General features: G+C 37.2%; 11 protein-coding genes. 2 read left to right on the top strand and 9 right to left on the bottom strand.

What is annotated here, in order from left to right:
* Positions 1-7 precede the first annotated feature (7 nt).
* The 8 genes from AC07N0_RS15070 to AC07N0_RS15035 all read right to left on the bottom strand — a co-directional run bounded on the left by AC07N0_RS15070 (position 8) and on the right by AC07N0_RS15035 (position 9,007).
* The gene (locus AC07N0_RS15070) at positions 8-1,507 is read right to left on the bottom strand and encodes a sugar ABC transporter ATP-binding protein (RefSeq protein WP_494589814.1); all 1,500 of its coding nucleotides are present in this window, start codon (positions 1,505-1,507) and stop codon (positions 8-10) included.
* A 6-nt stretch (positions 1,508-1,513) separates the two neighbouring features.
* Positions 1,514-2,137, bottom strand: a complete 624-nt coding sequence (locus AC07N0_RS15065; protein WP_494589813.1) for a DUF2291 domain-containing protein — start codon at positions 2,135-2,137, stop codon at positions 1,514-1,516.
* A gap of 65 nt (positions 2,138-2,202) precedes the next feature.
* The gene (locus AC07N0_RS15060) at positions 2,203-3,132 is read right to left on the bottom strand and encodes a D-ribose ABC transporter substrate-binding protein (protein WP_494589812.1); all 930 of its coding nucleotides are present in this window, start codon (positions 3,130-3,132) and stop codon (positions 2,203-2,205) included.
* Entirely contained in the window at positions 3,129-4,751 is a 1,623-nt protein-coding gene (locus AC07N0_RS15055) for a DUF5060 domain-containing protein (RefSeq protein ID WP_494589811.1), read from the bottom strand. The genes AC07N0_RS15060 and AC07N0_RS15055 overlap by 4 nt, the downstream gene beginning before the upstream one ends.
* Positions 4,752-4,779: 28 nt before the next feature.
* A complete protein-coding gene (locus AC07N0_RS15050) occupies positions 4,780-5,745 on the bottom strand; it encodes a transketolase family protein (RefSeq protein WP_494589810.1) in 966 nt (321 codons plus the stop codon).
* A 21-nt stretch (positions 5,746-5,766) separates the two neighbouring features.
* Complete coding sequence (locus AC07N0_RS15045) at positions 5,767-6,603, bottom strand: transketolase (protein ID WP_494589809.1); 837 nt, start codon at positions 6,601-6,603, stop codon at positions 5,767-5,769.
* A gap of 128 nt (positions 6,604-6,731) precedes the next feature.
* Positions 6,732-8,141: an L-fucose/L-arabinose isomerase family protein gene (locus AC07N0_RS15040; RefSeq protein ID WP_494589808.1), complete on the bottom strand. Its 1,410-nt coding sequence runs from the start codon at positions 8,139-8,141 to the stop codon at positions 6,732-6,734.
* Positions 8,142-8,239: 98 nt separating this feature from the next.
* Entirely contained in the window at positions 8,240-9,007 is a 768-nt protein-coding gene (locus AC07N0_RS15035; protein WP_492799068.1) for a DeoR/GlpR family DNA-binding transcription regulator, read from the bottom strand.
* Positions 9,008-9,168: 161 nt separating this feature from the next.
* Here AC07N0_RS15035 and AC07N0_RS15030 point away from each other — a divergent pair, with 161 nt between their 5' ends.
* Positions 9,169-10,689, top strand: a complete 1,521-nt coding sequence (locus tag AC07N0_RS15030) for a DUF1593 domain-containing protein (protein WP_494589807.1) — start codon at positions 9,169-9,171, stop codon at positions 10,687-10,689.
* 119 nt (positions 10,690-10,808) lie between these two features.
* Here the strand turns inward: AC07N0_RS15030 and AC07N0_RS15025 are convergent, their stop codons facing one another.
* Complete coding sequence (locus tag AC07N0_RS15025) at positions 10,809-13,760, bottom strand: FAD-binding and (Fe-S)-binding domain-containing protein (RefSeq protein WP_494589806.1); 2,952 nt, start codon at positions 13,758-13,760, stop codon at positions 10,809-10,811.
* Between the two features lie 189 nt (positions 13,761-13,949).
* On the opposite strand from AC07N0_RS15025, the gene AC07N0_RS15020 reads away from it, so the two are divergent.
* Complete coding sequence (locus tag AC07N0_RS15020) at positions 13,950-15,191, top strand: ABC transporter permease (protein ID WP_492799065.1); 1,242 nt, start codon at positions 13,950-13,952, stop codon at positions 15,189-15,191.
* Positions 15,192-15,208 lie beyond the last annotated feature (17 nt).

Genomic DNA, 15,208 nt, shown 5'->3' with positions numbered 1-15,208 from the left:
TTATCACTTAGGCAATGGCTGCTTTTAATAAAATCTCTTCTGATGCATCATTGATTGCATAGTCGCCCGTTACCTTTCCATCGCTTAATACAATTACTCTGTCGCTTACGGCAAAAATCTCTGGCAATTCAGATGAAATCATGATAATACCCAAACCCGATTCTGCTAGTTGATTGATAAGCTTATAAATTTCTGCTTTGGCATTTACGTCTATACCGCGCGTTGGTTCATCCAGCAACAATACTTTCGGTTTGGTAGCTAACCATTTGGCGAGGATAGCCTTTTGCTGATTTCCTCCGCTTAGGTTTTTAATGAGCTGATCAGATGAGGAGGTTTTTATCCTTAATTCTTGGATATATTTATCCGCCAGATTATTCTCTTTTTTATTATCCAGTACTCCGTTGCTGAGTAAATCAGGCAACGTGGTAATACAAATATTTTGTTTAACGCTCAACTCTGGCACAATACCATCTTTCTTTCGGTCTTCGCTTACCAGTGCCAAACCTGCTTTTACGGCATCGGCAGGGGAATGAATATGAAGTCGCTGACCTTCCATTAATACTTCGCCAGATACTTTGCGAGGAGCTAAGCCAAAAATGGCTTCAAATAGTTCTGTTCTGCCCGCTCCCATCAACCCGAAAATGCCTAAGATTTCGCCTTTATGCAATACAAAGGAAATATCATTCAATAAATCATTTTTCTTAAATGACTCATGTTTTATTCCTAGATGATTTACCCTCAATAATTCTGTTCTATTGTTATCTTGCTTTTTCTTAGGAATCATCACCAATTCGCGTCCTACCATTTTTGAAACGATATTATCGCGAGTTACAGCGCTCATTTCGCCCGACTCAATGCTTTTTCCATCACGCAAAACGGTGTAGGTATCAGCTATTTTAAAGAGTTCGTCCAGTTTATGTGAGATATAAGCAATGGCTTTACCTTCTGCTTTTAAAGAATCAATTATTTTAAACAAAACATCTACTTCGGCTCCAGTAATGGCCGACGTGGGCTCGTCCATGATAATTACTTTGGCATCTACCAGCAGTGCTTTAGCAATTTCAATAAGCTGTTGTTGGCCAACTTTAAGGTTTCTTACGGGTGTATTGGGGTCAATATTTAGGCATAGCTTTTGCAACAAGGCTTGTGTTTTTTTAAGCATAAAAGCTTTGTCCAACAGTCCGAAAGCATTGATTACTTCTCTGCCCAAAAAAATATTCTCAACGACACTCAGGTAAGGAATCATATTTAATTCCTGATGAATGATAGCAATACCAGCATTTTCGGCTTCTTTAGTACTTGTAAACTTTACAGGTTTATTGTGTAGGTAAATCGTCCCTTCATAATCGGTATAAACACCGCTCAAAATCTTCATCAATGTTGACTTCCCCGCTCCGTTTTCACCGATAATGGCATTTACTTTTCCTGCTTGTAAATCAATACAAACAGTATCAAGTGCAGTAACACCCGAGAACCTTTTTGTTATATTTTTGGCCGATAATGTCATTGAACTTTATATTTTGTTAAATTCTATGGGCAAAATCTCAAGATGCTGAAGATTAATATATTCTTGATTCATTTCTAAAGCTCCTACAAACTGAATAGTATCTCCTACCTTGATTTGCTTTCTAAAAGCAGGTACGCGCTCTGTTCTAATGATTTTATTAATCTCAGATGAAATATTATTGATGTCTGTAGTATTAGTAAACGGCTTAATATCAAATACGCCCGCTGCATCACGAATGGCATTTCCATAAATAAATTCTGTAGCAAGCGTTATGCTGACAGGTTGATTATTGTTGGTTAATAATACCTGTACTTCATCATCTTGAATCTTAGTGATGTGTCCTTGTCCCTTCACCAAAAAATACCTGATATTTCCAATGGCTACTGCATTCGACATCTTTTGAAATGCTTCTTTAGGTGCTGTTTTTAGTGCTTCTAACAGTGTAACTACATCGGGTGCTTTAATAAAACTTGGTGGAAGTGTTTTTTGTAAAAAATTACGGGCAAAACCTAAGGCATCAAATTTTTCAGCGGAGGCTCTTTTTACCTCATCTAGTTTTTTGATTTCGATAGAATGGTAACCAATAAAAAGTAATGCAATGATAGCGACAACAATTTTGACGATTCGCATAGTGATAAGGTTAAATGATTACTGAGGCTGAATAGCTGATAATATTCACTATTCTGAAAATTCAATTACTTTTTACCAAAAGCAGTATAATGATTGATATTCTCTTTGGTCACTAATTCTACTGCCACTGGAATTTTAGCTGGAAAATCTCTTTTCCCCTTTAAATATTCATCTGCGTAAACGGCGGCCATTTGTGCCATCACTTTCGGAAATTGCATGCCTGTGGCTGCTACTTTCCCGTCTTTAATCGCTGCAACGACATCGTCAGCCCCATCAAAACCAAACACTTTTACTTTATTGGCCTTACCTGCACCTGCTAATGCCTGATATGCTCCCATGGCCATCGCATCGTTTCCACAAAATACCGCATCAATATTGGGTTGAGCTTGCAAGATAGACTCCATTACTTCCATCGCTTTATTACGGTCGAAATCGGCACTTTGCTGAGCGACCATTTTAAGGCCTGGATAATTATCAACTAAACTATGAAAACCCTTTGAACGAGCCCACGTATTGTTATCACCTACTAAACCGAGTAGTTCTACATAATTTCCTTTTTTATGCAATTGTTGAACGAAAAATTTACCAATGGCTACACTTCCCGAAAAACTATCTGATAAAATTTGTGAGGTGGCCGCATCTGGAGAATTCACTTCTCTATCCATGCAAAATACTGGAATACCCGCATCTTTTGCTTTTTGAACATTCACTACACTTCCATCGGCATCAGTGGGATTAAATAAAATTGCTTGATAACCTGATACAATGGCATTTTCAAAATGGTCTGATTCTAAGGCTGTATTGTTCTGAGAATCAAATATTTTTGTTTCGTAGCCCAATTCTTTGGCTTTTGCAGCGGCATTTTCAGCCAAAAATACAAACCAAGGATTATTCAGTGTCGAAACCACAATCGCCATTTTCTTAGGTCCTTGCAAGGGATTCTTTTGCTGACAGCCCACTAGAAACAACAATAATAAGAATATATAATTTTTCATAGTTTAGGAATTTCTGTAATCCGTAAGGCTAAATATGGCTTTAAGGGAATTCTTACTTGTTTCAAGTCTTTGTCATAGAAACGATAATCATTCACTTCTGAAAGCTCAAAAGTTGTTGGAACTACTTTGATACTCATGTCCCAAGTATCGATAATCTCTACTTTATAACGATTCCCCTTTACTGGTCTTTCAAAATTGGCATTCTTGTGGGGTATATTAAATAGCCATTTATTGTTTATTTCATTCCCTAAATAAACAATATAAACACCTTTGCCAGTAGTAGCGGTTTTGGCATCTCTGCTCATATCTGCGGGTTCAAGGATTCCGTTTGATTCCTCTAAAACTTTTCTCAGAAAACCGATTCGTTTCCAGCTTGTGCCTTTCAATTCACCCCCTTTTGCCCAGAAAATGGTATCTCGCAGGTCTTTGAACATATATGATTCGCCATGCGTAACGTAAGTTCCTCCGATGATTCCCATCCAAATCAGGTGAGTCATTTCTTCTCCGCTATAACGCCCCCAACGATGTTTCAGATTTCCTTCGTAGCCCACTTCGTCATAAATAACGGGCTTGTTATAAATATTTCTAGCGATAGAAGCAGCTCCCCAATTCATGACAGGAGCTTCGTCTTGTACAGAAACATGGGTAAATTCTGGTCGCCAATAGTCAAAATATTTGGCTGTGCTACCATGAATGGAACATAAATGTCGATACGGGTCATTTTTTACAACGGCTTTAGTAAGCGTAAGCCAATCTGCATCAGTTTTGCTTTTTACATAGTCATATTCATTCGCTAATGACCACCATATATTTCGGAAAGATGATAAACGGGCAGTTAAATATTGAATATAATGTAGATTCGCCTCCATGGGCATTTCATCAAACCCCCATCTACCTTTATCATAAGGGTGAAAAATAATTAAATCTGCCTGTATGCCTAAATCACCCAGATTATCAATTCTTTTTTCCAAATGCTGAAAGAATGCGGGATTAAAGTTTGAATAATCCCATACCTTTACTTCCTTTCCTTTTGCATCTTTTTTTATTTCTTTAAGAACAAACGGAAAAAGCGTTGGTTCTTCTTTGACTAAATCATAGTTTTTAGGAAAAACACCCATCCTAATTTTATTAAACCCTGTATTTTTCAAGGTATTAAGCGTCATTTCCTGCACTTCATTTGGCATGTGTGTCCAAGCGTAAGACGTAGTTCCTAGTGGATAATATCGCTTGCCATCGGCATATTTAAAATGATAAACATCACTCACTTGTACTATCCCATGATTATTGCCCGTAGCCTTGATACATTCAAACTGTCCTTTTTTGTTGTTTAGTGTTGCTACATTACTTTGGGTAACATACTTCCACTCACCCGTTCTGGATGGCATAAAACGCACAATGAAAGTATCATTGCCATCATAAAAACCTGCGACTGTATATGCAGTATCTTTAGAAGTAAATGTTACTTTGAGATTTACGTCAGTGAAAGCATTTCCGTTCGGTTTATGCTTTAAAGTCAATTCAAATCTTCCCCACTGTTCAACCGTTGACTGCGCATTAACAGCATGCTGAATAATGAACAAAAAAGTGTAAACAAAAAGATGTTTAATAAGCATTTTCATTGTTTAAATAGAATAAGAGGGTATTTTTTTATTTATTTCCTAACAATTTCAAAGCCTCGTTTATGATGCCAGCTTCCGAAATGCCATAGTGCTTGAAAATCTCATTCTGAGAACCACTTACAGTATATTCATCTGGTAAGCCAATGATTTTGAAAGGTTTATTAAATTGATTTTGGAGTAGAAATGAAGCACATGCTTCTCCCAAACCACCATAAATGCTGTGTTCCTCCACTGTTATTATTGCCTTACATTGCGAAGCATATTTGGCAATCAGTGCTGTGTCGAGTGGTTTAATCGTATGCATACTGATTACGGCAACATCTATATTTTCTTTAGCCAATGCCTGTGCTGCTTGCAAGGCAGGATATACGGTTTCGCCTGTGGCAATCAGTACGATATCCTTTCCCTCCTTGATAACTCTTCCTTTTCCAAACTCAAATTCAGTATTGGTTTCACTTAAAAGAGGCATTACTTTTTTACCAAAACGAATATAAAAAGGCGTATCTATTGATGCAGCCTGTCTGATAGCTTCAGCTGTTTCAAAATTATCTGCTGGTGCTACAATCGTAAGATTATTGATAGCTCGCATCACAGCGTAGTCGTGTAAACTGTGGTGTGTACTTCCCAAAGCGCCATAACTTACGCCTGCACTAATTCCGATTAATTTAACAGGGTTATTAGAATAAGCAACATCGTTTTTGATTTGTTCTAAAGCTCTGGCTGTGAGGAAACAAGCGGGTGAAACCGCAAAAACTTTTTTACCCGACGAGGCCAACCCTGCTGCCATACCTACCAAATGTTGTTCAGCAATGCCTACCTCTACAATTTGCTGAGGATATTTTTGTCCGAAAGGAACTAATTTCCCTGAGCCTCTCGAATCACTAGTAACAACTAATAAATTCTTGTCGGTTTCAGCCAACGTCTGGAGTACTTCTGAAAAAATATCCAAGTTGGCTTTGTCTGTCGTGGCGATATTATCAATCGTTGCTCCCAAGTTCTTAAGCGATTTAAGGTTTTAAGCTACTTCTAAAAGACTTTCTTGAACAGTCGTCAATTCTTCGATAGCTTGCTGATATTGTTCAGGCGATGGTACACCATGATGCCATTTCAAATTATTTTCCATGAAACTTACCCCCTTGCCTTTCACCGTCTGAGCGATAATTACACTAGGCTTTCCTGTTTCAAAAGGCAAGGCATTAAAAGCTTCTTGTAAGGCTTCTATATCGTTTCCATCAATAATGCGTACCGCCCAACCGAAGCTTTCAAATTTTTTATCCAACGGTTCAGTATTACACACTTCTTTGGTTGGTGCCGTAATCTGCAAACCGTTCAAATCTACAATTGCACATAAATTATCTAGCTTATAATGTGCTGCTGACAATGCAGCCTCCCAATTACTTCCTTCTGGCAATTCGCCGTCTCCTAACAAGGTAAATACCTTATAATCAGCATTATCCAACTTAGCCGCTAAGGCATTCCCACAACTCATTGAAAGTCCATGACCCAAAGCACCAGTATTTTGCTCAACACCATTTACTTTTTTAGTAGGGTGACCAATGTAGTACGATTTATATTGGCAAAGTGTTTCAAGGGCTGATTCTGGGAAAAATCCTTTATCTGCTAATACTACGTATAAGGCTTCCACACAATGACCTTTGCTTTGGATATACCTGTCACGTAATCCTGATTTAAAATTTTCAGGGCTTACGTTTAGTACATCATTATATAATACATTCAGAATATCTATACAAGAAAGAGAACCCCCAGTATGACCTGCCTTGGCTTGATAAATATACTGAAGAATTTTTTTACGATATTCAACCGATTTTAGTTGTAATTCCTTGGTTGTCATAAGATATAGTGTGATTGAGTGAGTGAGTGAGTTGTGAGTGAGTGAGTTGTGAGTAAAACAATTTTTTTATTAATCGCTCACTCACAATTCACTAATTCACAATTCACTCATTCACAATTATTCCCTCCTCAACGGTGTTCGTAAACCTCCCAGCCCATATAATTACCGAGAGATTCTTTCAGAATCCCAGCAGTTTTTGAGGCATTCATTACTACGTGATGTTCAAAGCCATTTCTACAAACATATTGCATCAACCCTTGTAAATCATTGATTTGTGCTACGGCTCTATTACCAAATGTTTTGAGGGCATCGTCTGTTAATTCTCCTTCGCCTATATATGCTTTGATGATACCTTTAGGGTCATCTGTACTGATTCTTCCGTAGGTCAACGGCATGGCAGGCGTTCGACCGTCTAAGGCTCCATAAGTATTTTCTACTCCTACCGACGTACCCAAAATAGGTGCATTACTAATCTGAATATCAGGCAAGAAAGACTTTGCCCAGTTGCCACAGTGGAATAAAACACACTTTTCATCATCATCAGCATAGTTGTTGTTCCAGTCTACCAAAGCACTCGGCGAGCCTGATGCCAATTGCATAGCATACATACTTAACGTTCCTGTTACATCTACCTCACAAGCACTTGGCAACATATTTTCGCTCATGATACTCATACTGGTACATACGTTACAGCCATAATTTTTCTGTAGCGACGTCCAACATTGAATGGCAGTGGCATCTAATGAATGTTCTAGCATAAAATTATTCAAGACTGCATCCAATTTAGCAATCTGAATCATGGCTTCATTAGGGGTTTTACCGATAGGCGTATAAGCTAATATTTTATCCAGACGGTCTTTAACAATGGCATCGTCTTTAGTTAATTTATTGGCGTTACCTAGTATTTCTGAGAGGTCGCAAGTAACTACAGAAATACCATTTCTTTGTAAAATTTTCTCACTATATCTTACCGTATTAAAAGCTCCTGGTCTGGCACCGATAGCCCCTATACGTACATTCTTTAAACCTCTTACCACTTTACATACTGATAAAAAAGCTTTGAGGTCTGTTATAAATCCTTCATCATTAGGGCGAACTACGTGTTTGGTGGTCAGGGTATATTTAATTCCGTATTGGTATAAGTTATTACATACTGAAATCTTACCACACCAAGCATCCCTTCTGCGAGCAACGTCCAACTTGTCTAAATCATCTGGATAGGCTTGTATTAATACGGGTACATTAAGATTTGCCAATTTCAAACTATCTGCTACTCCTTTTTCATCCCCAAAGTTTGGTAGTACTACCCACACCCCGATGATGTCTTCGGCGTGTTGTTTAAAAAGATTAGCACATTTTTGGGCTTCTTGAAAAGTTTCTACTCCTCCTAATTTGGTCGTATTGCTGTCTAAAACAATAGGATTTATCCCGAGTGTGTTACAAAGTTCTATTACCTCTACCCTAGCTTTTTCCACTAAACTATCAGGAAAGAAGTCTCTGTTTCCGATGATAATTCCCAATGTGATTTTTTTTTCCATAGCGATGACTTACATTTTACAACTAGCCTACTCGATAATACATACGTATCCCATCAAGAATTCACGAGAATTCAGTGCATCATATTGTTTTCGTTCAGCTAATCGGCAATTATTATTTCTATTTCGTTCTTTTCAAAATGTAATTTATCATCCTGATTAATCTCATTATCGGTAATGATATAATCAATTAGTGATAGCGCTCCCAAACTGGCAAAAGCACTTTTTCCAAATTTGGTAGAATCTGCCACCAAGTAGGTAGTCTCTGCGGCATCTATCATCGCTTTTTTCACCACAATATCACTAATGCTTGGGTAAGTCAAACCAGCTTTTAGGGATATTCCTGCTGTGGCTAAAAACAACTTTTGTACATTGATACCTTTAAAAAAGTCGGCCGCTTTTTGTCCCGTTAACGACAAAGTGGGTGGCTTAAACTCTCCACCAGTCATAATTACTTCTATTCCTGGCTCAGTACCTAGCATCATTGCAATGTTCAGGGCGTTTGTAATGACCGTAAGGTTCCGAAAGCCTTTCAGTTTTTTGGCTATTTCGGTTACTGTAGAACCTGAATCTAAAATTATGGTATCACCGCTTGAAATAAACTCTAGGCATTTCAAGGCTATTTTTTCTTTCTGCTGAACATTTAGGTCGTTATGTGCAACAGTAAATTCACGAACATGGTCTTCAATATTTTTCAAATAAGCTCCACCGTGTTCTCTGATGACTAAATCATCTTTTTCTAATTTCTCTAAATCCTGACGAATGGTCACTTCTGTGACTTTAAACAATCTGGCAAGATCAGTTACTTTAGCTAAACCATCTTCTTTCAAGAGGTCTAAAATCTTTTCTCTACGCTGATTCGGTAACATATTCTTGATTGTTGAAACAAAACTAAATGAAATAAAACAAAAACAAAAGAAAAATATAAAAAATATTCGTAAATATTTATTTTACTTTTACCTTCGTACAATAAATTAATAACAATAAAATCTTCTATTATTCATACAATTACAAGAAAACTATAAAATAAATGAAAACAAAAGTAATTCTTTTCTTTTTAATGAGTCTCGCTTTTATTTTAGAGCATTCTTCAGATACTTGGTCACAAAAAAGCAATATAAACACAAAAAGCCGTACCATCATTACAACAGACGGAGAAATAGATGATGTTGATTCCTTCATCAGAATGTTATTATATGCTAATGAATTCAACATCGAAGGACTGGTTTACAGTAGCTCGCAATGGCATTATAAAGGAGATGGCAAAGACACAATGTTTACATCTGAGATGGAAAATACTGCAAAAAGATATGGTAAACGTATAGCCCTACGTTGGCCAGGCACTACTTGGATACAAGAATTACTAGACGAATATGAAAAGGTTCATCCTAATTTATTGAAACACGATAAGAATTATCCTAGTGCCAATGCTTTAAGGAAATTAATAAAGGTAGGCAATATTGATTTTGAAGGTGAAATGGATAAAGATACCGAGGGGTCGGAATGGATTAAAAAAATATTATTAGATAATAATCCTCAGCCCGTTTATTTACAAATTTGGGGAGGAACCAATACCGTAGCGCGTGCCTTAAAATCTATTGAAGACACCTACAAAAATACTAGTCAGTGGGCTAGCATTTATAAAAAAGTATCAGATAAAGCCATTATTTATGCCGTGCTCGACCAAGACGCTACTTATCAAAAATATGTAGCTCCAAATTGGCCTGATATCAAGGTTTTCTATAATTCAGACCAGTTCTGGTGTTTTGCCTACCCTTGGCCAAGAGTAGTGCCTAATGAATTACAGCCATTTTTAAGAGGTGAATTTATGGGAAAAAACATCATTCAACATCATGGTCCTTTACTAGCAAAATATTATGCGTGGGGTGATGGACAGAAGCAAGTGGGAGACGAAGAACATACCCATGGAAACATGACAGATGCTCAGAAATATAAAATGACTCAATATGATTTTATATCGGAAGGGGACTCTCCTGCTTATTTCCAATTGCTTGACGTAGGATTAATGAGCAAAGACCATCCAGAATATGGAGGTTGGGGTGGTAGAATGGTTCAATCAAAAACAAATCCTCTGCGTTGGGAAGATGGCAAACAGGTAACAGACTTTAACCCTTTCACCCAAAAACATGATGCCTCTTTTCCGCAAACACGTTGGATTGAAGCCTTGCAATTAGATTTCGCTGCCAGAGCCGATTGGTGTATTAAATCATTTAAGGAAGCCAATCATGCTCCAAAAATTATTGTAAAAGGGAATAATATCCGAAAAGTAAAAGCTGGCACAAAAATCACGTTAGAAGCATCAGCTATTGACCCAGACGGCAATGCCGTAGATTTTAAATTTTGGCAATATCAAGAAGCAGGAACGTCTCCTGAAAAAGCAAGTATTGAACAAACAATGCCTAATGCTGCGAGTATTACCATTCCAACAGAGCCTAAAAGTGGAGATACCATTCATATAATTGTAGAAGGTAAAGACAAAGGAACGCCAACCTTGATTCGCTATCAAAGAGTTATATTAATAATAACGTAAAAGAAAGGTTTCGAAAGTAAAAGAAAAGATATTAGTGATATTCACAAACAAATATCAGTTAGAAAATAAGGGGTTCTCTATTTTCTGACTGATATTTATTATATCAAAATAATCAATGCTTAAACCAACGCCTCCCACAAAATTTCTACAGGATGTTGAGCAATTCTACCTGTTCCATCTTTTATCTGATGACGACAGCTTGTGCCAGGTGCAGCAATGATAACATCATCCGCTTGTTTTCTGATGGTTGGGAAAAGCACCAACTCTCCTACTTTCATCGAAACCTCATAATGTTCCTCCTCATACCCAAATGAACCTGCCATCCCACAACATCCCGAGGGAATTAATTGTACTTCATAGTTTTCAGGCAGTGATAACATCTTTTTAGTAGCTACTAAAGATGACAATGCCTTTTGGTGACAATGCCCATGTAATTTAATAAGTCTTTTTTCATTCGTAAACAGCGATTTACTCAGTACTTTTTTATCAATTTCATGTGCGAGGAATTCATCAATTAAAAAGGCATTTTTGGCTATTCTTTCTGCATCTGCCAACAATTCAGCAGGCACTAATTCAAGGTATTCATCCCGTAATGTAAGAATAGCTGATGGCTCAATGCCTAATATGGGTGTGTTTTCATCAATAATACTCGAAAGTGTTTTTACATTTTGAATGGCTATTTGTTTAGCTTCTTTCACTAATCCTTTTGATAGATAGGTTCTGCCACTTTCCAGATGCTCGGGAAGAATTACTTCATAACCCAATTTTGTCAGTAATGATATGGCTTTTTTGCCAATTTCAACATCATTGTAATTTGTAAATTCGTCGCAAAACAGATAGACTTTTTTAGTGGCGCCTGAAATATTCTGTGGTTTTCTTTTTTTATCCCAAGCCCTCAAAGTTGTTTTCCCTAAGGTAGGAATAGACCTCTCTTGAGCAAAACCTAACACTTTTTTGGTAATATTAGCGGTGAATGGGGTTTGAATAATAAAATTATACAATGATGGAAAAATTGAAGCCATCGCTTGCGACTTAGTGAAATTCCCAATCATTTTTGTACGAAAAGGCACCCCATGTTCATCATAATAATGTTGTAGAAATTCAGCCTTCATCTTACCGACATCTACTTTGGATGGACATTCAGATTTACAGCCTTTACATGATAAGCACAAATCCATTATTTCTTTCACCTCTTGGTGGTCGAAACGATTTTCCTTTTCTGAATTCGTTAAAAACTGACGCAAAATATTGGCTCTGGCACGCGTGGTATCTTTTTCCATACGAGTAGCCATATAACTAGGACACATCGTTCCACCTGTTACTTCAGTCTTCCTACAGTCTCCCGAACCCGAACATTTTTCTGCTAAACGAAGGATTCCTTCTTGGTTAGAGAAATCAAAATAGGTTTCAATCGTTGGGTTCTGCTTTCCTGCTTCATACCGCAAGAATTCGTTCATCGGAGGGGTATTCACAATTTTGTTAGCATTGAAAATACTTTTAGGGTCAAAAAGTGTTTTTACTTCCTTTAATAACGTATATACTTCTTTGCCCAACACGCTTTCAATGAACTCCCCTCTCAATCGTCCATCGCCATGCTCGCCACTTAATGAACCGTTGTATTTTTTTACCAACTCAGCCGTTTCTTTCAACACTGTTCTGAATAATATTTTGCCTTCCTCAGTTTTTAAATTAATCATTGGCTCAACGTGCAATTCTCCCGCACCTGCATGAGCATAATAAGATGCATTGATTTGATGTTTTTTCAAAAGGTCTTGCAAATCGCCAATATATGCTGGTAAGTCTTCTGGCGCAACGGCACAATCTTCAATTAAATTAACAGGTTGAATATCGCCTTTTAGGTTTCTGATTAATCCTAACCCCGCTTTTCTAACGTCCCAAGCAGGAATGGTATTAACTCCTTTTACAATGGGATAGGCATAACCTACATTTGCTTTTATTAAGTCTTCAATAAGGGCAGACGTTTTTAGGTTCAAAGCGTCGTCGCTTTCTTCCATAAACTCCACCATCAAAATAGCCGCAGGGTCGCCTTCAATAAAAAAGCGGTTCTTTTCATACAAATGATGCCCTTTGGTGAAATCTAAAATATATTTATCAACCAATTCTGAAGCCATTGGTTGGTGTTGTAGCGCAACTAAATTTGCCTGTAAAGAGTCTTGAATAGAACTACAATGGATACAAACCAAAGCCGTTTCTTGTGGAGGCAAAGGCAGTAAATTCAGCTTGGCTTCTGTGACAAAAGCGAGGGTTCCTTCTGAACCCGCCAATAATTTGCAGAAATTAAAAGATTGCTTATTACCTTCTAAAAACATTTCGCTTTCCATCAACATATCCAACGCATAGCCCGTATTTCTGCGTTTCAAGGTTTTCTTTGGATACGCTTTTTCTATCGCTTCCTGATTAAATGGGTTATTCAGGGTACGGAATATTTCTCCATACAATTTACCTTCTAAAGTATTGGTCTGTACTTTCTGAAAAAATTCAGCTTTGGTCAACTCTCCAAATGCTACTTCTGAACCATTGCTTAATAATACTTTGGCTGAAATTAGGTGGTCACGGGTTGTTCCCCAGACGATAGAGTGTAAACCGCATGAGTTGTTACCAATCATTCCTCCAATCATTGCTCTATTAGAGGTAGATGTTTCTGGACCAAAAAGTAATCCATAAGGCTTTAAAATTACGTTTAAGTCATCTCTGATTACCCCAGGCTGTACTCTCACCCAACGTTCTTCTTGATTGATTTCCAATACATTGGTAAAATATTTTGAAATATCTACAACAATACCTTTTCCTACTACTTGCCCAGCCAAAGAAGTACCCGCCGAACGAGGTATCAATGTAACATTGAACTCGTTGGCAAGCTTAATTAACGCTTTAATATCTGCTACATTTTTAGGAATGGCCACTGCTAAGGGTTTTTCCTGATACACTGAAGCGTCTGTAGAATATAGTATTTTTTGAGCATTGTGTAGCGATGAGTTATCAAAATAAAGTTCGCCAGAAAAGCTTTCTTGAAAATACTTAAAATCTGAAATGGTAATTTTAGAAGACATATCTTTTATTGGTAATTTGGATGTAAAATTAAGGCATTCAAAAACTATTAAAGGTATTGATGAAAACTTTTTTCCAGTCTTACCCACATTTTACCATTCAACCTATTAATAAACTCCATTTGTCATTTCATAGTTGTTTGTCAAAATTTGTAGTTTTAAATTTATCTTGTTAAATATTAATCTCATTGTATGAAATTCCTCAGACAACTACTTGAAAGCTTACGTTTCGCATGGCAAGCCCTACGATCTAATTTATTACGAACCGTTTTATCACTCTTGGGTGTAACGATTGGTATTTTTTCGATTGTTGCCGTTTTTACCTTTGTTGATTCTATGAACATGGGTATTCGCGAACAAATCGATTCATTCGGTAAAGGTGTGGTTTACGTGGGCAAATGGCCTTGGGTAATGAGTAACAACTATCCTTGGTGGAAATACATCAATCGCCCGAGTATGAAATACAACGAGTTTAAATATTTATCTGATAACCTCGAAAATTCTCAGGCTGTCTCTATTATGGATGGCAGAAGAACTACCTTGAAAAATGCTAACAATAGCATGGAAACTAATTTAGCAGGGGTTAGTCAAGATTATAATAAAATCTCGGATGTACCTGTTGAAACGGGAAGGTATTTCTTAAATAATGAAACCGACAATTCTGCCTTTGTAGTGATTTTAGGAGCGAAAGTAAAAGAAGCTCTTTTCCCCGACCGCGGTGATGTGATTGGTGAAACGATTAAAATTAATGGCATTAAATTCAAAGTTATCGCCATTATGAAGAAAAAAGGAGAAGATTTAATTAGTTTGGGAGGGTCGCCAGATGAACGAGCGTTTATTCCTTATACTACGTATGCCAGTCTTTTCCAACAAGACCAACCCGAACCTGATATTGCAGTAAAGGCTTATGATTGGGATAAAGGTCAAGAAACCTTGGAAGGCGAAGTAACAGGTCTTATGCGAAGCAGAAGAGGACTAAAACCCACGCAAGACAATAATTTTTCTATCAATCGACTAGACGGTGCCGTAAAATTCTTTGAATCAATATTTGCCAGTATGAATGTTGGTGGGGGAATTATCGCTCTTTTCTCTTTATTAGTGGGGGGCTTTGGTATTGCTAATATCATGTTTGTATCTGTCAAAGAACGTACTAATATTATTGGTATTCAAAAATCATTGGGTGCTAAAAATTACTTTATCCTATTTCAGTTTCTATTTGAAGCTGTATTTTTAAGTTTGATTGGTGGTGCAGTGGGTATATTTTTTGTTTGGCTGATGTCTAACATCAATTTTGGTTCGCTAAAACTCGTGCTTACTTTTGGCAATATCATGTTTGGTTTATTAACATCTACCTTTATTGGTATATTATCAGGTATTGTGCCTGCTTGGGTAGCTGCCCGACTAGACCCTGTGATTGCTATTCGTTCAAAATAATAATAACATATATTAAA

Source organism: Arcicella sp. GW821-FHT09D11 (genome assembly GCF_059416265.1).
This window is presented reverse-complemented; position numbering and strand designations above follow the sequence as displayed.